The following is a 20082-nucleotide window of genomic DNA, read 5'->3' as shown; positions in this document are numbered from 1 at the left end:
AGTGTCCGGGCTCACGATCCCAGGATCGTCGTAAGGAACTCCCCCGTCCACGCCAGCAGTTCGCGTCCCACCACCGGCTTTCCGCCGATCTTGCCCGTGGTCGGGCGCGGCACCAGGATCTGGTGGACGGCCGGTTTGATGACCGTCTTCGGGTACAGCCGCTTCAGGCGCAGCTCCTGCGACTCGCGCAGCTCCACCGGCGCGAAGCGGATGTTCGGGCCCTGGAGCACGATGTCGCCGACGCCGCAGGCGCGGGCCAGCATGCGCAGCCCGGCCACCAGGAGCAGGTTCTCGACCGGCTCGGGCAGCTTGCCGTAGCGGTCGGTCAGCTCCTCGCGGACCGCCTTGATGTCGTCCTCCGAGGTCGCCGAGGCGATCGACCGGTACGCCTGGAGGCGCAGCCGCTCGCCGGGGGCGTAGTCGTGCGGGACGTGCGCGTCGACCGGGAGCTCGATCTTGACCTCCAGCGGCGGCTCCTCCTCCACGCCGCCCTCCAGGGACGCCCGGTAGTCCGCGACCGCCTCGCCCACCATGCGTACGTACAGGTCGAAGCCGACGCCCGCGATGTGGCCGGACTGCTCGCCGCCGAGGAGGTTGCCCGCGCCGCGGATCTCCAGGTCCTTCATGGCCACGTACATGCCGGCGCCCATCTCGGTGTGCTGCGCGATCGTGGCCAGGCGCTCGTGGGCGGTCTCGGTGAGCGGCTTCTCCGGCGGGTACAGGAAGTACGCGTACCCCCGGTCGCGGCCACGGCCGACGCGGCCGCGCAGCTGGTGCAGCTGTGAGAGGCCGAAGTTGTCGCCGCGCTCCACGATCAGCGTGTTCGCGTTGGAGATGTCGATGCCGGACTCCACGATCGTCGTGGAGACCAGCACGTCGAACTTCTTCTCCCAGAAGTCCACCACGACCTGTTCCAGGGCCTGTTCGGACATCTGGCCGTGCGCCGTGGCGATCCGCGCCTCGGGCACGATCTCGCGCAGCCGCGCCGCCGCCCGGTCGATCGACTCGACCCGGTTGTGGATGTAGAACGCCTGGCCCTCGCGCAGCAGTTCACGCCGGATCGCGGCGCCGATCTGCTTCTCCTCGTACGGCCCGACGAAGGTCAGGACCGGGTGGCGCTCCTCGGGCGGGGTGGTGATCGTCGACATCTCGCGGATGCCGGTCACCGCCATTTCGAGCGTACGGGGGATGGGCGTCGCGGACATGGTCAGCACGTCCACGTTGGCGCGGAGCTTCTTCAGCTGCTCCTTGTGCTCGACGCCGAACCGCTGCTCCTCGTCGACGATGACCAGGCCCAGGTCCTTGAACTTCGTCTCGGAGGAGAACAGGCGGTGGGTGCCGATGACCAGGTCGACCGCGCCGTCCTTCAGCCCTTCGAGGGTCGCCCTGGACTCGGACTCCGACTGGAAGCGGCTCAGCGCGCGTACGTTGACGGGGAACTGGGAATAGCGCTCGGTGAACGTGCCGTAGTGCTGCTGCACCAGCAGCGTGGTGGGTACGAGGACGGCGACCTGCTTCCCGTCCTGCACCGCCTTGAACGCCGCGCGGACCGCGATCTCCGTCTTGCCGTACCCGACGTCGCCGCAGATCAGCCGGTCCATCGGGACCGACTTCTCCATGTCTTCCTTGACCTCGGCGATCGTCGTCAGCTGGTCGGGCGTCTCCGCGTACGGGAAGGCGTCCTCCAGCTCGCGCTGCCAGGGGGTGTCCGGGCCGAAGGTGTGACCGGGGGCCGCCATCCGGGCCGAGTACAGCTTGATCAGGTCGGCGGCGATCTCCTTGACCGCCTTCTTGGCGCGCGCCTTCGTCTTCGTCCAGTCCGCGCCGCCGAGCCGGTGCAGGGTCGGGGCCTCGCCGCCGACGTACTTGGTGACCTGCTCCAGCTGGTCGGTCGGGATGTACAGCCGGTCGCCGGGCTGGCCGCGCTTGGCCGGGGCGTACTCGACGAGCAGGTACTCGCGCGTCGCGCCCTGCACGGTGCGCTGGACCATCTCGATGTAGCGGCCCACGCCGTGCTGCTCGTGGACGATGTAGTCGCCGGTCTCCAGCGTGAGCGGGTCGATGGTCTTGCGCCGCCGGACCGGCATCCGGCCCAGGTCCTTGGTGGCGGTGCGCTGGCCGGTCAGGTCCGTCTCGGTGAGGACGGCGAGCTTCAGGCCGGGGTGGACGAAGCCGTGGTCGATGGCCCCGCACGAGACGTGGACGACGGACGGGGTGATCTCCTCCAGGTCCGGGTCCAGCCGGGCCGCGATCCCCTCGCCGCCCAGCATCTCGACGGTACGGGAGGCGAGTCCCTGGCCCTCCGTGACGTACACCGTGCGCCAGCCGTCGGCCAGCCGGCCCTTGGTGTCGGCGAACGCCCGCGCGGTGTCGCCCCGGTACGTCTCCGGGGCCTGCATCCCGAGCGACAGCGTGTCCGCGTCCAGCTCGGCGTCGGCGGCGAACGGGGAGATCGACCACCACATCATGTCCAGCTCACGGGCGCGCTCGCGCACGTCCGCGATGCCCCGCAGCGAGGCCGCGCCGACGTCGATCGGAGCCTCGCCGCCGCCCGCCGACGCCGCCCAGGACGCCTGGAGGAACTCCTGGCTCGTCGCGACCAGGTCCGCGGCCCGGGTCCGCACCCGCTCGGGGTCGCACACGACGGCCATGGCGCCCTTGGGCAGCACGTCCACCAGCAGCTCCATGTCGTCGACGAGGACGGGGGCCAGGGACTCCATCCCCTCCACCGCGATGCCCTGGGCGATCTTGTCGAGGAGTTCGCCCAGTTCGGGGTGGGCCTCGGCGAGCGCGGCGGCCCGCTCGCGGACCTCGTCCGTCAGCAGCAGCTCGCGGCAGGGCGGCGCCCACAGGCCGTGCCCGGCGACCTCCAGGGACCGCTGGTCGGCGATCTTGAAGTAGCGGATCTCCTCGACGTCGTCGCCCCAGAACTCCACCCGGAGCGGGTGCTCCTCGGTCGGCGGGAACACGTCGAGGATGCCGCCGCGCACCGCGAACTCGCCGCGCTTCTCGACCAGTTCGACCCGGGCGTACGCGGCTGCCGCCAGCGCCTCCACGACCTCCCCGAGATCGGCGCTCTGCCCGGTCCGCAGCGACACGGGCTCCAGGTCCGCGAGCCCCTTGACCTGCGGCTGGAGCACGGACCTGATCGGCGCGACGACGACCGAGACCGGTCCGGTCTCCGGGTCGTCGGCGCGCGGGTGCGCCAGGCGCCGCAGCACGGCGAGGCGGCGGCCCACGGTGTCGGAGCGGGGCGACAGGCGCTCGTGCGGCAGGGTCTCCCAGGACGGGAACTCCGCGATCGTGTCCGCCGGCAGCATGGTGCGCAGCGCGGCCGCCAGGTCCTCCGCCTCCCGGCCGGTAGCGGTGACCGCGAGCACCGTGCGCCCGGCGTCCCTGGCCAGCGCAGCCACGGCGAAGGGCCGCGCGGCGGGCGGTCCCACCAGGTCGATGTGCATCCGGTGGCCGTCACCGGCGGCCTTCACCGCTTCGTCGAGCGCCGGATCACGTACGACGACATCCAGCAGACCGTTCAGGCTCATGAAGGGCTTCCGTCCGGGTGAGGAGAGGGGCCTCTGACAGCCGGCTGCCGCCAGGGCGCGCTGCCCCGGGGGCAACGCGAAGGGCCCGACACGTGTGACGGGCCGGGGGTTACTAGCGTACGACTCCGGGAAGAGCGCCGCTGCGCGACAGGGGGCCCGCAGGCCACACGCGTACCGGCCCCGGCCCGCTCCAGGGAGCGGGCCGGGGCCGGTTCCGTCAGCCGGCGGCTGTCTGTCTCACCCGTCCGTGGCGATCGCGTTCAGGACGTTCATCCGGCCCGCCCGGAACGCCGGGACCAGGGCGGCGAACAGTCCGACGAAGGCGGAGGCGACGAACACCGTGATGATCGTCGGCCACGGGATCTCCAGGACGCCCATGCCCTCCAGGGCCAGCAGCTGCTGGGCCGAGGTGCCCCAGCCCATGCCCAGGCCGAGGCCGAGCAGGGCTCCGAAGAGGGCGATGACCACGGACTCCAGGCGGATCATCCGGCGCAGCTGGCGGCGGGAGAGGCCGATGGCGCGCATCAGGCCGATCTCGCGGGTCCGCTCGACGACCGACAGGGCCAGGGTGTTCACCACACCGAGGACCGCGACGATGATCGCGAGGGCGAGCAGGCCGTAGACGACGTTCAGGAGCTGGCCGATCTGGTCCTTCAGGTCCTCCTTGAAGTCGGCCTGGTTCTGGACCTTGTACGTCGGGTACTTCGCGAGCGAGTCCTTGAGCGCCGCGTAGGCCGCGTCCTCCTGGCCTTCCTTCGCCTCGGCGAACATGAGCATGTTCTGCGGCATCTTGGCGGCGGGGACGTACTTCCGCGCGGTCGAGGTGTTGATGTACATCGCGCCCTGGTCGAGCGCGGTGTCGTCGGAGGTGATCGCGGCGACCTTCAGCTTCGCCGTCCCGCCTCCCTTGAACGCGACGGTGATCGTGTCGCCGACCTTGACGCGGTGCGCGGTGGCGTAGTCCTCGCCCACCGACATGGCGTTCTTGCCGTACGCCGCCGCCAGGTCACCGGAGAGAACCTCGCGCCGTACGTCCTGCTGGTAGCTCGGGTCGGCCGCCGTGACCTCCTGCTTCTTCGTAACCCCGTCCGGGGTGGTGAGCCCGGCGTCCAGGACCCGGTAGTGCGTGAGGTGCTCGATGCCGGGCGCGGCGGCCAGCGCCTCGGCGGCCTGCGGGACGATCGGCTGGCTGTTGGGCGCCTGGACGATGAAGTCCGCGCCGACCGACTTGTCCAGCTCGTCGGTGGCCGAGGCGACCATGGAGGAGCCGACGACGGACAGGCAGGCCACCAGGGCGAGGCCGATCATCAGGGCCGCGCCGGTGGCGCCGGTGCGGCGCGGGTTGCGCAGGGCGTTGCGCTCGGCGAGCCGGCCGACGGGGCCGAAGAACCGCAGGAGTACGGCGCTGAGCGCCCGTACGACGACTCCGGCGAGCAGCGGGCCGATGACGATGAAGCCGATCAGGGTGAGGACCACGCCGAGGCCCAGGAGGCCGGAGCCGTCGCTCGCCTTGTCGGCCCGTGTCGTCGCCCACAGGGCGGCGGCGCCGGCGCCGGTGACGACCAGGCCGAGGCCCGCCCTGATCCAGCCGGACTTGGCGTCCGCGGGGGTACCGGCGTCGCGCAGGGCGGCCATGGGCGAGATCTTGCCGGCCCGGCGGGCCGGGATGTACGCGGCCAGGACCGTCACGATGATGCCGAGCGCGAGGCCGGTTACCGGGGTCGTCCAGGCGATCGTGAGGTCGTCGGTGGACAGCTCCATCCCGACGGCGCCCATGACCTTCATGAGCCCGACGGCGAGCCCGACCCCGGCGCCGACGCCGAGGATCGATCCGACGATGCCCAGGAGCACCGCCTCCAGCAGCACCGAGCGGTTGACCTGCTTGCGGCTGGAGCCGATGGCCCGCATCAGGCCGATCTCGCGGGTGCGCTGGGCGACCAGCATCGAGAAGGTGTTGACGATGAGGAAGATGCCGACGAGGAAGGCGATCCCGGCGAAGCCGAGCATCGCGTACTTCATGACGTCGAGGAACGACCCCATGGAGTCCTTGTTGGCGTCGGCCGCTTCCTGCTGGGTCTGGATCTTGTACGTGGCGGAGCCGCCGAGCGCCTCGGCCACGTTCTGCTTCAACCGCGCGTCGCTGACGCCGGGTTCAGCGGTGAGGGAGAGGTGCGTGAAGACGTCGGGGGCGCCGAGCAGCGCGCGCTGGGCGGTGGCGGTGTCGAGGTAGACGATCGCCGCGCCGGGGTTGGTCACCTTGAACGTGGCGATGCCGCTGATCCTGCCGGTGATGTCGCCGGTGGCCGCGATGGTGCGCAGTTCGTCGCCGAGCTTCAGGTGGTGCTTCTCGGCCGTGTCGGCGTCGACCATGACCTCGGTCGGGCCGCGCGGGGCGTGGCCCGAGGTGATCTCCATGGACCGCAGGTCGTTCTGCGTCCAGTTGCCGGCGATGGTCGGCGCGCCGGTTTCGGAGCCCATGTTCTTGTTGTGGCTGTCGACGACGGTGACGGCGGGGCTGGAGACGCCGCCCTCGGCCTTCTTCACGCCGTCGGCCTTCGCCACCCGGGCGAGGACGGAGGCGGGCAGCGACTCCGGCTTGCCGTTCTGCGGGATGTCGTCGACCTTGGCGTTCTTCGGGCTGACGGTGACGTCGGCGGATGTCGCGGCGAAGAGCTTGTCGAACGTGGTGTTCATGGTGTCGGTGAAGACGAGCGTCCCGCAGACGAACGCCACCGACAGCAGGACGGCGACGGCGGAGAGCGCCATGCGTCCCTTGTGCGCGAAGAAGTTGCGCATCGAGGTCTTCCACACGGTCATGACGTCCGCCCGCGCGCGTCGAAGTCCTTCATGCGGTCCAGCACCTGGTCGGCGGTGGGGTTGTTCATCTCGTCGACGATGCGCCCGTCGGCGAGGTAGAGCACCCGGTCCGCGTAGGAGGCGGCGACCGGGTCGTGGGTGACCATGACGATGGTCTGGCCCAGCTCGTCCACGGACTTGCGCAGGAACGTCAGCACCTCGGCGCCGGCCCGCGAGTCCAGGTTCCCGGTCGGCTCGTCGCCGAAGATGATGTCCGGCCGGGCGGCGAGGGCCCGGGCCACGGCGACGCGCTGCTGCTGGCCGCCGGAGAGCTGGGTCGGGCGGTGCTTGAGCCGGCCGGCCAGGCCGACGGTCTCGACGACCTGGTCGAGCCAGGCGGCGTCGGGCCTGCGGCCCGCGATGTCCATCGGCAGCGTGATGTTCTCCAGCGCGTTCAGAGTCGGCAGGAGGTTGAACGCCTGGAAGATGAACCCGATGCGGTCGCGGCGGAGCTGGGTGAGCTTCTTGTCCTTGAGGCCGGTGATCTCGGTGTCGGCCAAGTGGATCTGGCCGGACGTCACGGTGTCCAGGCCGGCCAGGCAGTGCATCAGCGTCGACTTGCCGGAGCCGGACGGGCCCATGATCGCCGTGAACTGCCCGCGGGCGATGTCCACGTCGACGTGGTCGAGCGCCATGACCCGGGTCTCGCCGGTCCCGTACGCCTTGACGACCTGCCGCGCCCGCGCAGCCACGGCCGTACGCCCTCCAGTGCCCCCGTGCCTGGGAATGGTTACAGCCGTTGTCACGGTTTTTCTCCTATGTCGGTCGGCGTCGGGTTGTCGCCGTCTGCTGTGAAGTCTGCTGGCTGGAGGGGGTCCGGCGCGCTGGTGCCCAGCGCAGTCTTCGGGTGGGGTTTTCCCCACCCCGTCCCCTGTGGTCCGCCCGTCGGCGGCGGGTTCGCGGTGCGTGTGTGCGGTACGCCTGCGGTCCGTCTGCGGTACGTCGAACACGCTACGGAACAGGGCCGCCCGGGCACGTCCTCCGGCGGGAGGAACGGCCCCTGGCCCGGAGTAAGGAGCTCCCCCTAGGGGGCTGGACCCGTGGGTGGACTCCCGTCTCAGGGACTGCACCCAGGGGTTCACACCGCCCGGTGGAGACCGGCGTGACCGGAAGCGGTCCTACCGCCGGCGCGGGGCGAGGGCGGCGGCCAGCGCGGGGGTGAGGGCGGCACGGGTTCCGGCCGGGGTGAGGGCGGCCGGGGTGGGCAGCGGGTTCAGGTAGCGGGTGTAGATGATTCCGCCGAGGACGGTCACCGCGGCGGTCGCGCGGGCGGTCGCGTCCCGGCCGCCGAGAAATTCAACGAGCGGCCCCAGCAGCTCCTGTTCCAGGTATTCGCGGACGACCTCGGCGGCGGTCTCGCCCCGGGTCGACAGGCGCCGGAAGTCGGCGTCCTCCCACAGGTCCGTCACCGCGTCGATCAGCCGGCCGGGCAGGGTGGCCGGGTCACCGCCCAGCACCTCGTCCACCGAAAGCGCGCTGGCGCACTGGAACTGCATCACGTCCGCGAACAGGCCCTTCTTCGACCCGAAGTGATACGAGATCAGGGCCGGGTCCACCCCGGCCGCACCGGCCACCGCGCGCAGCGTGGTCGCCCGGTAGCCGCGCTCGAGGAACAGCGCACGCGCCGCGACCACGACCGATTCACGGATCGGCGGATTGCCCCGGGGGCGGCCACGGGGCCGGGCGGGGGCGGCCACGGCGTTATTCATCAGCGTTGAGCCTGCGTCGCGTGATCCGCACAGTCAAGGGCGTTCCCACCGCACCCCGCAGGAAGCAGCCCACACCATGCGCATCACGCTCTTCGGCGCCACCGGCCCGACCGGACGCCACCTCGCCGAGCAGGCCGTCGCCGCCGGTCACGAGGTCACCGCCGTCATCCGCCGGCCCGGTTCGCTGTCGGCCCGCCCCGGGGTCACCCCGGCCGTCGCCGACGCCACCGACCCGGCGGCCGTGGACGCCGCGGTCGAGGGGGCGGACGCGGTCCTGTCCGCCCTCGGCGCACGCTTCAGCAAGCAGCCCATCACCCTGTACTCGCGGAGCGCCACGGCCATCACCCGGGCCATGAGCCGGCACGGCGTGGGGCGGCTGCTGGTCGTCAGCTCCAGCATCGCCGACCCCGGGTGGCGGCCCACCGGGGCTCACTTCTTCAACCACGTGCTCGACCCGCTGGTGAACCGGCGCCTGGGCCGCACCCTGCACGCGGACATGCGCCGCATGGAGGACGTCGTCGCCCGCACGGCCCTCGACTGGACCCTGGTGCGCCCGTCGGGCCTCTTCGAGCACCCCGTCGTCACCGACTACCGCACCGCCCCGTCCAGCGCCGACGGCGTCTTCACGGCCCGCTCCGACCTCGCCGCGAGCATGCTGCGCGAGCTGGAGGAGCGGCGCCATGTGCGTGCGGCCATGGGCGTCGTCACGACCGCCGTGAAGCCGAACATCGCCAAGCTGATCTGGAACGAGGGCGTGAAGAAGAAGTGATCCGGGGCCTGCCCCCGCTCACCGCCGCCGCCCGCGGTTTCCTCTCCCTCGGCCTCACGGCCACCCTCACCACGCTGCGCCCCGACGGCACCCCGCACGTGGCCCCGGTCCGCTTCACCTTCGACGCGTCGACGGGCCTGGCCCGGGTGACCACCAGGGGCGGCGCCCGCAAGGCGCGCAACGTGTCGGCGGGCGGCCCGGCGGCCCGGGTCGCGCTCTGCCAGGCCGAGGGCTTCCGCTGGATCACCCTCGAAGGCCGCGCCTCGGTGACCGGTGATCCCGTACGCCTGGCGGAGGCCGTACGCCGTTACACCGCCCGCTACGGGGCGGCCCCGCCCGCCCCGCCGGACCTGACGGTCATCGAGATCGCCGTCGACCGGCTCCTGAGCCTCAACGTATGAAACCGACTGACCAGAAAGCGATGTGACGCCTCACCATGCCCACCGTTCCCGTCCTCGGCACCACCGTCCACTACCGCGAGTCCGGCGACCCCGACGGTCTGCCGTTCGTCTTCCTGCACGGCAATCCGACCTCCTCCCACCTGTGGCGGAACGTCCTGCCGGGGGTGGTGTCGCCCGGCCGCCGGCTGCTGGCCCCCGACCTCATCGGCATGGGCGACTCCGGCAAACCCGGCCTCGCGTACTCCTTCGACGACCACGCCCGCCATCTCGACGCCTGGTTCGACGCGCTCGGCCTGACCGAGGCCGTGCTCGTCGGCCACGACTGGGGCGGCGCGCTCGCCTTCGACCGGGCCGCGCGCCTCCCGGGGGCCGTCCGCGCGCTCGCCTTCACGGAGACGATCGTCAAGCCGCTGTACGGTGACGAATTCCCGGCGGGGGGACGGGAGTTGTTCACTCTCCTGCGGACGCCGGGTGTGGGCGAGAGCACGGTACTGGAGCAGAACGCGTTCATCGAGGGGCTGCCGGCCACGCTCGCCACCCCGCTCGACCCCGCCGACCTCGACGCCTACCGCCGCCCCTTCCCCACCCCGGAGAGCCGCCGGCCCGTCCTGGCGTGGACGCGCATGATGCCGCTGGACGGCGAACCGGCCGATGTCGTGGCCCGGATCGAGCGCTACGACGCCTGGCTGGCCGCCACCCCCGAAGTCCCCAAGCTGCTGGCCGCGTTCGAACCGGGACCCGGCGCCATGACCGACGCGGGAGCGGTGGCCTGGTGCGAGGCGAACATCGCGGGCCTGGAGGTCTCCCGGCACGGCCCCGCCGGACACCACACCCCGGAGGACCGCCCGGACGAGCTGGCCTCGGCCATCTCCGACTGGGCGGACCGCCATGGGCTCGGGAGCGCGCCGGTCACCCGCTGAGGCGGTCCGCGGCCTCGTCCAGCAACGCCGACTAGCTCTCGTATAGGTCGAGTTCGGCGGCCCGCGCCGCGACCCTCGGGCATCCCCGTGCCCGTCTCCAGGTCGAAGCCCTGATCCGGGCGCTGCGGAAGCGGGCAGCGGCATGGCGGGAGCGGCCCGCCGGCTGACGGACCGCTCCCGGTGCGTACGTACGGTTCAGCCCTTGGCTGCCGCGACCTCCGGGGCCGCGGGGGTGCCGGACTCGCCGCCGCCCGTGACGGCGGTGCGCACCGCCGGGATGAAGGCGGAGATCGCGACCGCGACCAGCGCGACACCGCAGCCGAGGACCAGGCCCATGCGGAAACCGGCCTCCGAGGTGAAGGTGTAGCCGCCCGCCTCGGTGGTCATCTGGGCGAGGACCGCGCCGATCACGGCGGCGCCGACCGAGGTGCCGAGGGAGCGCATGAGGGTGTTGAAGCCGTTGGCGGCGGCCGTCTCCGAGGCCGGGACCGCGCTCATGATGAGGGCGGGCATCGCACCGTAGGCGAGGCCGACGCCGCCGCTGCTGACCATGAGGAACAGCATCAGGCCCCAGGCGGAGCCCATCAGCAGGATGCCGAGTCCGTAGGCGGCGGCGATGACGAGGACGCCGGAGATCAGGGTGAACTTGGGGCCGCGGGCATCGGTGAGCTTTCCGCCGAACGGGGAGACGACCATCATCATGATGCCGCCGGGCGCCATCCACAGGCCCGCCTGGAGCATCGTCTGGCCGAGCCCGTAGCCGGTGGCCTCCGGGAACTGGAGCAGCTGCGGCGCGATCAGCATGCCGGCGTACATGCCGAAGCCGACGAAGAGCGACGCGATGTTGGTGATGAGCACCCGGGGGCGGGCGGTGGTGCGCAGGTCCACCAGCGGGTCCGTGGTGCGCAGCTCCCAGAACCCCCAGGCGAGCAGCACCACGACGGCGGCCACGAACAGGCCGATGGTCGTGGTGGACGTCCAGCCCCAGTCGGCGCCCTTGGAGACGGCGAGGAGCAGGCAGACGAGGCCGGCGGCCAGGCCGAGGGCGCCGGGCACGTCGAAGCGCTGGCCCTTGGCGCCGGCCGGAACGTCCGGGATCACGAACCAGATCAGGGCGCAGATCCCGGCGGCCAGCACGGCCGAGCCCCAGAACAGCACGCGCCAGCTGGCGTATTGGGCGACCGCCGACGCGATCGGCAGGCCGAGGGCGCCGCCGATGCCGAGCGAGGCGCTGACCAGGGCGATGGACGAGCTCATCTTCTCCGGCGGCACCACGTCACGCAGCAGGGCGATACCGAGCGGGACCATGCCCATGCCCATGCCCTGGAGTCCGCGCCCGATGATCATCGGGACGACGGAGGACGAGAGCGCGCAGACCACCGAACCGACGATGAGCGGCACCGAGCAGGCGAGCAGCATCCGGCGCTTGCCCAGCAGGTCGCCCAGCCGGCCGGAGACGGGCACGCACACCGCGGAGACCAGCAGGGTCACGGTGATGACCCAGGCGGCGTTGGAGGACGTGGTGTCCAGGATCTTGGGCAGTTCCGCGATGAGCGGCGTGACCAGCGTCTGCATGACCGCTGCCACGGTGCCGGCGAAGGCGAGGGTGGCGACGACGCCGCCCGTCCTCGCCGGCGGCTGGATGGCTTCCACCAGGGGGCTCCTTGGAGATCGAGGTCCCGCCTGCCGGGACAGCAACGTGCATGGTACATGCCCAATGCGTCATACACATTATGTGCCCCGTACACACTCCGTGCGAGAATGAGTCGCCGTCCGGAAGCGGGAGAAGCAGGAGGCCGCCCCATGCCCAGGCCCAGATCCAGGCCCACGGAAGAGGTGGAGTACGAGCAGATGCTGCTCGGCCGCCACAGCCTCGCCGACCACCGGGGCGGACGCCACAAATACGCCCTGCTGGACCGCAGCGCGTACATCCTGCTGAGCCGGCTGCGCGTCCAGGGCCCCATGTCCAACGGCGAGCTCAGCGACGCCTTCGGCCTCGACGCCTCCACCCTCAACCGCCAGACCGCCGCCGTCACCCGCGCCGGGCTCGCCGAACGCATCCCCGACCCCGACGGCGGCATGGCCCGCAAGTTCCGCATCACCGGCGAGGGCGCCCAGCTCCTCGACGCGGAACGCGAACGCGTCGTGCGCTCCCTGGAACAGGTCATGCACGACTGGCCGGACGACGACATCGCCGCCTTCGCCGGCTACCTCAAACGCTTCAACAGCAGCATCGAACAGCTCAGCAGACGCCCCTGGCCCCGTCCCTGAGAACCGAGAACCGAGAACCGAGAAGAGCGTCAGTCCCGCGAGGGGGACGCCGTCCGCCCGGTGAGCGCCGCGAGCGAACTGCGTACGTGGGCCATGTGGGCCTGCACGTCCTCGCGGCCCTCCTCGTGCTCCCGCAGTATCCGCTCGGTCTCCCGCACCACCCGCTCCTCGCGCACCCGCGCCGCCGCGACCAGCTCCGCCGCACGCGCCTCGGCGTCCTCCTGACCGTGCCGCGCGGCCTCCTCCGCCTCCGCCCGGGCCCGCCGCGCGGCCGCGAGATCCGCCTCCGCGCGCTCCAGGAGACCGGCGTGCTCCGCGGCCTGCGCCGCCTCCGCCTCCGCGATCTCCCGCTCGGCCGCCTTCCACCGCTCGGCGTGCTCCTGCTCCTGGTGGGCCAGCACACTCGCGGTACGGTCGCGGGTCGCCGCCATCGCGGACTCCGCCTCCTCGCGCACCGCCGCCGCCTCGGTACGGGCCGCCTCCAGCGCCTCACCGGCCGCCGCCTCCGCGGCCCCCACCACCTCGTCGGCCGCGCGCACCGCCGCCGCCCGCACCGCCTCCGCGTCCGTACGCGCCGCCTCCCGCATGGCCCGGGCCGCGGCGTCCGCCTCGTCCCGCAGCGCCTGCGCCGCCTCCCCCGCCGCGCCCCGGAGCGCACCGGCCTCCTCCTCGGCCAGCGCCAGAATCCGCTGCGCCCGCTCCCCCAGCGACGCGTAGTCCTGCGGGGCCAGCCGCGCCACGGCCTCGTCCAGCCGGGCCGACTCCGCCGCCAGCTCCTCCGCCCGAGCCGTCAGCCGGGCCACCCCCGCCACGGCCGCGTCCCGCTCGGCCGACAGCTCCGCCACGAAGCGGTCCACCTGCTCCGGGCGGTACCCACGGCCCCTGACACCGACGAACCCGTACGCGGACCCCGGTGCAGAACTCATCCCTGACGCCTCTTTCCGATCATCCCGGCTGCGATGCTCCGACCATCGAGCAATACGTCAAGGATGCGGCAATTGGTCGGGAAGTCTGAATGCCTGCGGCGCTTTCCGGACGGAAGCGACCGGCATCACACCCGGAAAAGGCGTGGTGCCCGGCCCCCCGAGAGGGGCCGGGCACCACGCCCCGCGTACGGAACGGTCAGATCAGCCCGTCCCACATCTGCTCCAGCAGCACCGACCACCAGCTCTCCGGCGACGCCAGCGCCGCCGCGTCCAGCGCCACCAGCTGCGCCTGGAAGTCCACCGTCCAGCGGCCCGCCTGCTCCGGGTTCAGCCCGTACCGCAGCCGCCACATCCGGCCCAGCAGCGCCATGCACCGCACGAACTCCGGCAGCCCCGTGTTCACGAACTGCGGCTGCCCAGGCGCACCCCCAGGACCCGCCTCCACCGGCACCGCCACGATGTGCGCCGTGCCGTACTGGACGCAGATCGCCCGGCCGAAGTCCGAACCCATCACCAGGTACGACCCCGCGTCCGACGCGGCCTGCACCTGACGCTGGGCCGCCAGCTCCGCCAGCGTCGGGATCACCGGCTGACCCGGCTGCGCCCAGAAGAACGGCCCGAAGTCGGCGGGCAGACCCGCCCACACCAGCGTCCGCGCCACGATCTCCGGCACACCCTGACGGGACACCGCGCGCTGGTCGAAGCGCAGCACGCCCTGCGGACCGAAGGTCTGCATCATCTCCTCTGCCAGCGCCTCCGGCGGCACCGGCGGCGCGGGCTGCATCTGCGGCAGCGGGGCCCGCACCGGCGCCGGCCGCGCCGGACCGTCCGCCACCTGGTGCAACTCGCCCTGATGCGTCAGCAGATGCTGCATCCCCTGCTGCCGGCTCGCGTGATCCGTGCCGTACGGGGCGACCGACGTGATCCGCACCTGCGGCCAGGTCTCCCGGATCATCCGCGCACAGTAACCACCGGGCAGCTCACAGGACTCCAGCTCCGTGTGCAGCTCGATCACCTGCTGCGGCGGCACGTTCATCGCCCGCAGCTCGTGCAGCATCTGCCACTCCGGGTGCGGGGTGCCCGGCGCCGAGCGGCGGATCAGCTGCTGCTCGCTGCCGTCCGGCGCCCGGAAGCGCAGCACCGCCTGGTAGCCCGGACCCACGGTCGGCTGACCGGTCGGCGGCGCCTGCGGATAGCCGTACGCCGGCGGCGGGGTGTGCCCGGCGGGCGGCGCGCCCATCGGCGGACCGGGCGGAGGCGGCGCGCCGGGACCGGTCTGCCCCGGAGCCGCGAGCATCGTCGCCGCGTGGTGCACCCCGCCCGGACCGGGCGGAGGCGTCGCACCCGGCGGCGGGGGCGGCGTCCGCCGGGCACCGGGGGCCCCGGGAGGCCCGGGCGGCTGCGGCGCACCCGGAACACCCGGCGGGCCGGGCGGCTGCGGGACACCCGGCCCCGACGCGTTCGGGTCGGCGAACATCGTGGCCGCCTGGTGCACCCCGCCACCGGGGGGCGGCGGCGTCGGCGGACCGGGCTGCTGCGGGGCCCCGGGCGGGCCCAGCTGCGAGACGAGCTGCGTCGGCACGTAGCCGCCCGCCGGAGCACCGGGCGCACCCGGGCCGGACGGCGGCGGCACCGGTCCACCCGGCCGGGCACCCGGGGTGCCGGGGGCACCGGGCGGCGGCGGAGGCGTGCTCCCCCGCCGGTCGCGCGGCGCGACGGCGGCCTTGCTCGTCGCGGCGTCGGCGATGTCCCTCGCCCCGGGCCCGGCGGGCGGACCGGGCGGCGGGGTGTGCTGACTCGGAGGCACCGGACCGGGCACACCCGTGCCGGGCACGGGCGGCGGACCGGGCACACCGGTCCCGGGTGCCGGCGGACCGGGCACCGGCGGGGCCGGCTCCTCCCGGCGGCCGCCCATGCTCGGCGCGATCGCCGTCTTCGGCAACGCGCTCCCGCCCGACATCAGCGCCGTCGGCGCGTCCGCCGGAACGACCGGGGGCAGCTCCTCCTCGTCGTCGGCGCCCGACAACGGCGGCGCGAACACCGTCGCCGGCAGCGCCACCCCCGCGTCGTCCGAGTCCCCGTTCACATCGGTCCCCGCCCACGGCGTGGCACCCACGGGCGGCTGGAGCGAGGACGCCGGTACGCCGTCGGACGCGGTCGGCTCGTACGCCACCGAACCGCCCTGCGACGGCGTCGGGGACGACGGGATCGGGGCCGGCGGGATCGGGGCCGGCGGGATCGGGGACGGCGGCGGGAACGGGGACGGCGGCGGGAACGGGGACGGCTCCTCCGGGGCCGGCGGCGGGGTCTCGTCCCGCTCCGCACGCCGGTCCGGGATGCCCAGCTTGTCCGCCGCCTCCTGGAGCCACTCCGGCGGGCTCAACAGGAACGACGTCTGGTTCAGGTCCACCCGCTCGGGCGGCGCCGGGGCCTCCGGCTCCCCGTCCTGCGCGCCGTACTCCTCCTCGTACCGCCGGATCACCTCACCCACCGGCAGCCCGGGCCACAGCGTCGCCTCACCGCTGTCCCGCGCGATCACCAACCGCTGACGGCCCCCGTCGGACACCGGGCCGTCCGCACGGTCCTCGGCCCACACCACGAATCCGAGTTCGAATTCGCGGACCCGGACCTCGCGGTGCTGGTACGCCGGAAGGTCACCGTTCACCCACTCGTCCGCGCGCTCCTGCGCCTGTGCGAAGGTCACCATCGCGCTCACCCCTCCACCGGGACGGCCTGCGCGAAGCCGCCGTCCACCATCAGGTTCGCCACCGTCTCCAGCTCCGGCGGATTGCCCGCCAGCCGCTGGAGGAACGCGTCGAAGTCCTCACCGCACGGCAGCAACAACCGGTCCACCCGCTCCTGCACCGTCCAGCCGTCCCGGTCCCGCGCGTCGTCGTACGCGCAGAACCACACCGAACCCAGCGCCTCGCCCCGCACCTTCACCGCGAGCAGACCGCCCTGGACGAACGCCACCCCGAGGTAGTCCTTCGTCAGGTGGTCGCGCAGGCACTTGTTCACGTACACCAGGTCGTTCACGGCGGCCTCCTCGCGCACCGTGAAGAACGGCTGGTCGATCAGGAGACCCAGCTCCGCGTCCAGCGCCGCACCCACCGGGGCCGAACCGCCGGCCGCCTTCAGGAACGAGCGGTACGCACCCGGCAGCCGGTAACCGAGGTCCTCCTCCACACCCAGAATCTGCTGCTCGCTCACCGCCACGGCCCCCTTGGGCAGCCGGAAGTGCGCGGGCCGCGTCTCCTGCAACGGGCGCGTGCCCCGCTTGCCGTGGTCGACCTCCGTCGACGCGAGTCCGCCATGGTGGCGCAGCAGCGCCTTCACCTCGACCGGGACCAGCTCCATCCGCCGACCGCCCGGCACGTGGTGCCAGGTCCAGCCGTGCGGCGTCGCCACCGCCGGGATCGTGTCCCACAGCTCGTGCCCGGCCGCGGCCAGCGCCGCGTTCGCCGACACGTAGTCCGTGAGCCTCAGCTCGTCCACGCCGAAACCCTGCGGGGGCTCCGCGATCTCCGCCGCGGCACGCGCGTAGGGCGAGAAATCCGGACAGCCGTTCCCGTCCATCCGCACCCCTCTGGGATGCCGGGACGCCCGGACCGGGTCCGGGAAGTGCACGAGCTGCCCGGCGTAGGCCGCGTTCGGTGGCGCGGCTTGCTGCCCGAGCCGACCTGTCGTCATGGCGGTTGCCCCCTGCTGCGTCTGGCTGATGAGGACCGATCCGCCCTGGGTCGCGTCCGGCGGTCCAGGCACAGCCTAAGCGGTGTCACCCGTACGGGGACCGGCCACGCCGCCCCTGACCACAACCGTCACCAACCGTCACGCCCGCGTGACGGACGAGCTACGGAAGGGCCACCGAGCCGCGACACGCAGACACGTTTCACCGACCCAGCTTTCACAGGACCCGACACATTTGGCAGGCTGTCACCCGCATACACGGGGGCGTGCACAGAAGGCAGCGGCCGCTGCGGGCACGGGAGGGACACAGCACCATGCACACCGCACACTCTGCACAGACCGTCACGACCGGGGACCCACGACTCAGCTGGAGCAGCACCGAGAAGGGCCCCGCGCCCCGCCTCGGGCAGCGCCGCGACGGCATCCTGCCGGCCGTCGCCGCCGCGCTCTCCGTCCGCGGCGAGACACTCACCTGCACCGCCGGCAAGGGCGACCAGCCGCCCGTCCTGCACCACCTCGTCCAGGACTTCCTCGACACCCTCCCCAGCGGACAGCGCGAACGGTTCACCGGCCGCTGCCCCGAGGCCATACTGCTCTCCCGCCACCTCACCGCCGCCGAGGCCGACCGCTCCAAGCGCGCCCAGCGCAAGCCCCTCACCAACGGCGAGGCCCGCCGCGCCCTCAAGCACGCCCGGCTCACCGCCCGCCGCATCCGCGAGGACGGCGACCCCCTGCACGGCACCTACGCGGCACCCTGCCGCTCCTGCGCCGTCATGCTCGCCCACTTCGGCGTACGCCCCGTCGACCTCACCGCGAACGGCGCGGCCACCACCGCAGAGAAGAGCTGACCGCGCCCATGCACGACCGCACCGACCTCCCCGCCCAGGCCGGGCCCGCGGGCCGCGACCGCCAGTCCGCCACCCGCTTCCCCGTCGCCGTCGACGCCGCCCTGCGGGCCGCCGGCTGGCAGCCCGGGCGCTGGGACATCCGCCAGGCCGAGGAGTGGGCCGACGCCCTGCGCTCGCACGCCTCGCCCGCCGGCCACCAGCACGCCGTCTTCCCGGCCGCCGTCGAAGCCTGGGCCGAATTCGGCGGCCTCCACATCACCGCCACCGCGCCCGGCCGCCAGATCGCGCCGCCCGCCGTCCGCATCGACCCGCTGAGCGGGCTCCACCTGGCCCGCACCCTCGGCGACCTCGGCCGCGCACTGGACACGGAGGTCGCACCGCTCGGCGATGAGGGGGACGGACAGGCCGTCCTCGCGATCGACCAGGCCGGGCGGGTGTACTCCATCGACCACACCGGGGACTGGTACCTCGGCCACGACATCGACGCGGCGCTGGCGACGCTGGTGACGGGGTTGCAGCCGGAGCGGCTGGTCTCGGGCTGAGCGGTTTCCGGCGACGCCGGTTCACGCCGGGCGGGCGGTCACCACGGCGCGCCGGTTCACGCCGGGCGGGCGGTCACCACGGCGCGCCGGTTCACGCCGGGCGGGGCGGTCACCACCGCGAGGGTTCCGTCCTCAAACGCCGGACGGGCTGGGGGTGTCGCCGGGCGCGCCTGAAGTGTTTACACCGTCCGGCAGGACCGCCGACACCCGGAAGCCGCCCTTCTCCGTCGGACCCGAGACGAACACGCCGCCCAGACCGAGCACCCGCTCCCGCATCCCGACCAGGCCGTTGCCGCCGCTGGGCAGGCCCGCGTCGGCCGTCGCCGCGTCCGAAGGACCGTTCTCCACCTGCATCGCGACCTCGGCACCCCGGTGCGCCAGCCGCACCCACGTCTTCGCGCCCGCCGCATGCTTGTGCACGTTGGTCAGGGCCTCCTGCACCACCCGGTACGCCGTCTGCTCGACCTCGGGCGCGTACGCGCGCGAGGGCCCCTCGACCGACAGCTCGACGGTCATGCCCGCCGCACGGGACTGACCCACCAGCGCCTCGACCTCCTCCAGCCGGGGCCCGTCCTCCGCCGCGGCCTGGGCCGCCCGGCCCACGGAGGCCAGCGGCACCCGCTCCACCCGTGCCGGGGTGGGATCGCCGGTGCGCAGGACGCCCAGCATCTCGCGCAGCTCGGTGAGCGCCTGGCGCCCCATGTCGCCGACCAGGGCCGCGTTGCGCACGGCCTTCGCGGGGTCCTTCGGTGCCACGGCCTGGAGCGCCGCCGCGTGCACGACCATCAGGCTCACCCGGTGGGCGACCACGTCGTGCATCTCGCGGGCGATCCTGGTCCGCTCCTCCGTACGCGCCCACTCGGCCCGCTCCTCGGCCCGGTCCGCGAGCAGCGACAGCTCCCGCTCCAGCGAGTCCGCCCGCTCCCGCAGGCTCTCCATCAGCCGGCGCCGGGCCCCTATGTACAGCCCGAACAGCACGGGCGGGGCGGTCAGCCCGACGGCCATGAAGAGGGACAGCATGGGCACGTACCAGTCGCCGGGCCCGAAGTCGGCGTTCTCGTCGACGCCCTGGCGCAGCCGTACGTACGTCACGATGAACGTCCCCACCAGGGACATGCTCATCAGCACCGCGGTGATCCGCCGGGGCACCTCGGACGCGGCCAGCGTGTACAGGCCGACGAGGCCCATCAGGAAGCCCATCTCGGCGGGCGTCGTCGCGATCGAGACCAGCACCACGGCGATCGGCCACCGCCGCCGCACCAGCAGCACGGCCCCCGCGACCAGCCCGAACACCACCCCGAAGGGCACCGGCAGCCCGGCGTCCCCCGCGAAGTCCACCCCTTCCAGCGCACACTCCAGCGCCGAGACCAGCGCCAGCCCCACATCCAGCGCGACACTCCGCCGCCGTTCCCACCACCAGTAGCCACGGGTGGTCGGACCCGCCGCTTCCCGGTCTTCCCCCGTTGCGGTCATGGCATCCAGCGTACGGGCGGCCGCATCCCATTTTCGGGTGACCTGCACAGCACGTCGTACGTACGACCGGGGACCAAATGGTGGACAACCGCTCGAAATAGCGAATCGACCACTCATTCGATCCGAACGTCCGGATTC

The 20082-nt window shown here is 73.0% G+C and carries 15 protein-coding genes; 6 read left to right on the top strand and 9 right to left on the bottom strand.

Annotated features, from left to right (window positions below):
• Nucleotides 1-11: 11 nt before the first annotated feature.
• From mfd to BLW14_RS19285, 4 genes are all read right to left on the bottom strand, one after another.
• Entirely contained in the window at nucleotides 12-3542 is a 3531-nt protein-coding gene (gene mfd / locus BLW14_RS19300; protein WP_093708493.1) for a transcription-repair coupling factor, read from the bottom strand.
• A gap of 237 nt (nucleotides 3543-3779) precedes the next feature.
• Entirely contained in the window at nucleotides 3780-6359 is a 2580-nt protein-coding gene (locus BLW14_RS19295; RefSeq protein WP_093708492.1) for an ABC transporter permease, read from the bottom strand.
• Nucleotides 6356-7144 (bottom strand): ABC transporter ATP-binding protein, encoded by a 789-nt coding sequence (locus tag BLW14_RS19290; RefSeq protein WP_093708491.1) that lies wholly within the window; start codon nucleotides 7142-7144, stop codon nucleotides 6356-6358. Before BLW14_RS19290 ends, BLW14_RS19295 begins: the two co-directional genes overlap by 4 nt.
• A gap of 372 nt (nucleotides 7145-7516) precedes the next feature.
• Entirely contained in the window at nucleotides 7517-8107 is a 591-nt protein-coding gene (locus BLW14_RS19285; RefSeq protein ID WP_093708490.1) for a TetR/AcrR family transcriptional regulator, read from the bottom strand.
• Between the two features lie 76 nt (nucleotides 8108-8183).
• Here BLW14_RS19285 and BLW14_RS19280 point away from each other — a divergent pair, with 76 nt between their 5' ends.
• The 3 genes from BLW14_RS19280 to BLW14_RS19270 are packed head-to-tail and all read left to right on the top strand — an operon-like array spanning nucleotide 8184 to nucleotide 10197.
• Nucleotides 8184-8876 (top strand): NAD(P)-dependent oxidoreductase, encoded by a 693-nt coding sequence (locus tag BLW14_RS19280; RefSeq protein WP_093708489.1) that lies wholly within the window; start codon nucleotides 8184-8186, stop codon nucleotides 8874-8876.
• Complete coding sequence (locus BLW14_RS19275; protein ID WP_093708488.1) at nucleotides 8873-9277, top strand: pyridoxamine 5'-phosphate oxidase family protein; 405 nt, start codon at nucleotides 8873-8875, stop codon at nucleotides 9275-9277. The genes BLW14_RS19280 and BLW14_RS19275 overlap by 4 nt, the downstream gene beginning before the upstream one ends.
• Nucleotides 9278-9312: 35 nt before the next feature.
• On the top strand, nucleotides 9313-10197 hold the full coding sequence (locus BLW14_RS19270; RefSeq protein ID WP_093708487.1) for a haloalkane dehalogenase: 885 nt from the start codon (nucleotides 9313-9315) through the stop codon (nucleotides 10195-10197).
• 195 nt (nucleotides 10198-10392) lie between these two features.
• On the opposite strand, the gene BLW14_RS19265 is transcribed toward BLW14_RS19270, so the two are convergent.
• Nucleotides 10393-11850, bottom strand: a complete 1458-nt coding sequence (locus BLW14_RS19265) for an MFS transporter (protein ID WP_093708486.1) — start codon at nucleotides 11848-11850, stop codon at nucleotides 10393-10395.
• A 150-nt stretch (nucleotides 11851-12000) separates the two neighbouring features.
• Here BLW14_RS19265 and BLW14_RS19260 point away from each other — a divergent pair, with 150 nt between their 5' ends.
• Entirely contained in the window at nucleotides 12001-12468 is a 468-nt protein-coding gene (locus BLW14_RS19260; protein ID WP_093708485.1) for a MarR family winged helix-turn-helix transcriptional regulator, read from the top strand.
• Nucleotides 12469-12497: 29 nt separating this feature from the next.
• Here BLW14_RS19260 and BLW14_RS19255 read toward each other — a convergent pair whose 3' ends face one another.
• The 3 genes from BLW14_RS19255 to BLW14_RS19245 form a co-directional block, all read right to left on the bottom strand.
• Nucleotides 12498-13394: a cellulose-binding protein gene (locus tag BLW14_RS19255; RefSeq protein ID WP_256332836.1), complete on the bottom strand. Its 897-nt coding sequence runs from the start codon at nucleotides 13392-13394 to the stop codon at nucleotides 12498-12500.
• 196 nt (nucleotides 13395-13590) lie between these two features.
• Nucleotides 13591-16101: an SUKH-4 family immunity protein gene (locus BLW14_RS19250; RefSeq protein WP_093708483.1), complete on the bottom strand. Its 2511-nt coding sequence runs from the start codon at nucleotides 16099-16101 to the stop codon at nucleotides 13591-13593.
• Between the two features lie 5 nt (nucleotides 16102-16106).
• A complete protein-coding gene (locus BLW14_RS19245) occupies nucleotides 16107-17084 on the bottom strand; it encodes an SMI1/KNR4 family protein (protein ID WP_093708482.1) in 978 nt (325 codons plus the stop codon).
• Between the two features lie 311 nt (nucleotides 17085-17395).
• Here BLW14_RS19245 and BLW14_RS19240 point away from each other — a divergent pair, with 311 nt between their 5' ends.
• Together BLW14_RS19240 and BLW14_RS19235 are read left to right on the top strand one after the other, a co-directional pair.
• A complete protein-coding gene (locus tag BLW14_RS19240) occupies nucleotides 17396-17929 on the top strand; it encodes a YwqJ-related putative deaminase (RefSeq protein ID WP_093708481.1) in 534 nt (177 codons plus the stop codon).
• 8 nt (nucleotides 17930-17937) lie between these two features.
• Nucleotides 17938-18471: an SUKH-3 domain-containing protein gene (locus BLW14_RS19235; RefSeq protein ID WP_018524793.1), complete on the top strand. Its 534-nt coding sequence runs from the start codon at nucleotides 17938-17940 to the stop codon at nucleotides 18469-18471.
• A gap of 132 nt (nucleotides 18472-18603) precedes the next feature.
• On the opposite strand, the gene BLW14_RS19230 is transcribed toward BLW14_RS19235, so the two are convergent.
• A complete protein-coding gene (locus BLW14_RS19230) occupies nucleotides 18604-19944 on the bottom strand; it encodes a sensor histidine kinase (RefSeq protein ID WP_177154031.1) in 1341 nt (446 codons plus the stop codon).
• Nucleotides 19945-20082 lie beyond the last annotated feature (138 nt).

This window comes from Streptomyces sp. 2131.1 (assembly GCF_900105515.1).
Classification (GTDB): domain Bacteria; phylum Actinomycetota; class Actinomycetes; order Streptomycetales; family Streptomycetaceae; genus Streptomyces; species Streptomyces drozdowiczii.
The sequence above is the reverse complement of the archived record's forward strand: the minus strand, read 5'-3'. Positions and strand labels throughout refer to the sequence as shown.

What these genes read in the sequence shown, in the direction of transcription:
- BLW14_RS19230 (WP_177154031.1), bottom strand. Translation starts at nt 19,944, where the DNA reads ATGACCGCAACGGGGGAAGACCGGGAAGCGGCGGGTCCGACCACCCGT.
- BLW14_RS19285 (WP_093708490.1), bottom strand. Translation starts at nt 8,107, where the DNA reads ATGAATAACGCCGTGGCCGCCCCCGCCCGGCCCCGTGGCCGCCCCCGG.
- BLW14_RS19235 (WP_018524793.1), top strand. Translation starts at nt 17,938, where the DNA reads ATGCACGACCGCACCGACCTCCCCGCCCAGGCCGGGCCCGCGGGCCGC.
- BLW14_RS19280 (WP_093708489.1), top strand. Translation starts at nt 8,184, where the DNA reads ATGCGCATCACGCTCTTCGGCGCCACCGGCCCGACCGGACGCCACCTC.
- BLW14_RS19240 (WP_093708481.1), top strand. Translation starts at nt 17,396, where the DNA reads ATGCACACCGCACACTCTGCACAGACCGTCACGACCGGGGACCCACGA.
- BLW14_RS19295 (WP_093708492.1), bottom strand. Translation starts at nt 6,359, where the DNA reads ATGACCGTGTGGAAGACCTCGATGCGCAACTTCTTCGCGCACAAGGGA.
- mfd (WP_093708493.1), bottom strand. Translation starts at nt 3,542, where the DNA reads ATGAGCCTGAACGGTCTGCTGGATGTCGTCGTACGTGATCCGGCGCTC.
- BLW14_RS19270 (WP_093708487.1), top strand. Translation starts at nt 9,313, where the DNA reads ATGCCCACCGTTCCCGTCCTCGGCACCACCGTCCACTACCGCGAGTCC.
- BLW14_RS19245 (WP_093708482.1), bottom strand. Translation starts at nt 17,084, where the DNA reads ATGACGACAGGTCGGCTCGGGCAGCAAGCCGCGCCACCGAACGCGGCC.
- BLW14_RS19255 (WP_256332836.1), bottom strand. Translation starts at nt 13,394, where the DNA reads ATGAGTTCTGCACCGGGGTCCGCGTACGGGTTCGTCGGTGTCAGGGGC.
- BLW14_RS19260 (WP_093708485.1), top strand. Translation starts at nt 12,001, where the DNA reads ATGCCCAGGCCCAGATCCAGGCCCACGGAAGAGGTGGAGTACGAGCAG.
- BLW14_RS19250 (WP_093708483.1), bottom strand. Translation starts at nt 16,101, where the DNA reads ATGGTGACCTTCGCACAGGCGCAGGAGCGCGCGGACGAGTGGGTGAAC.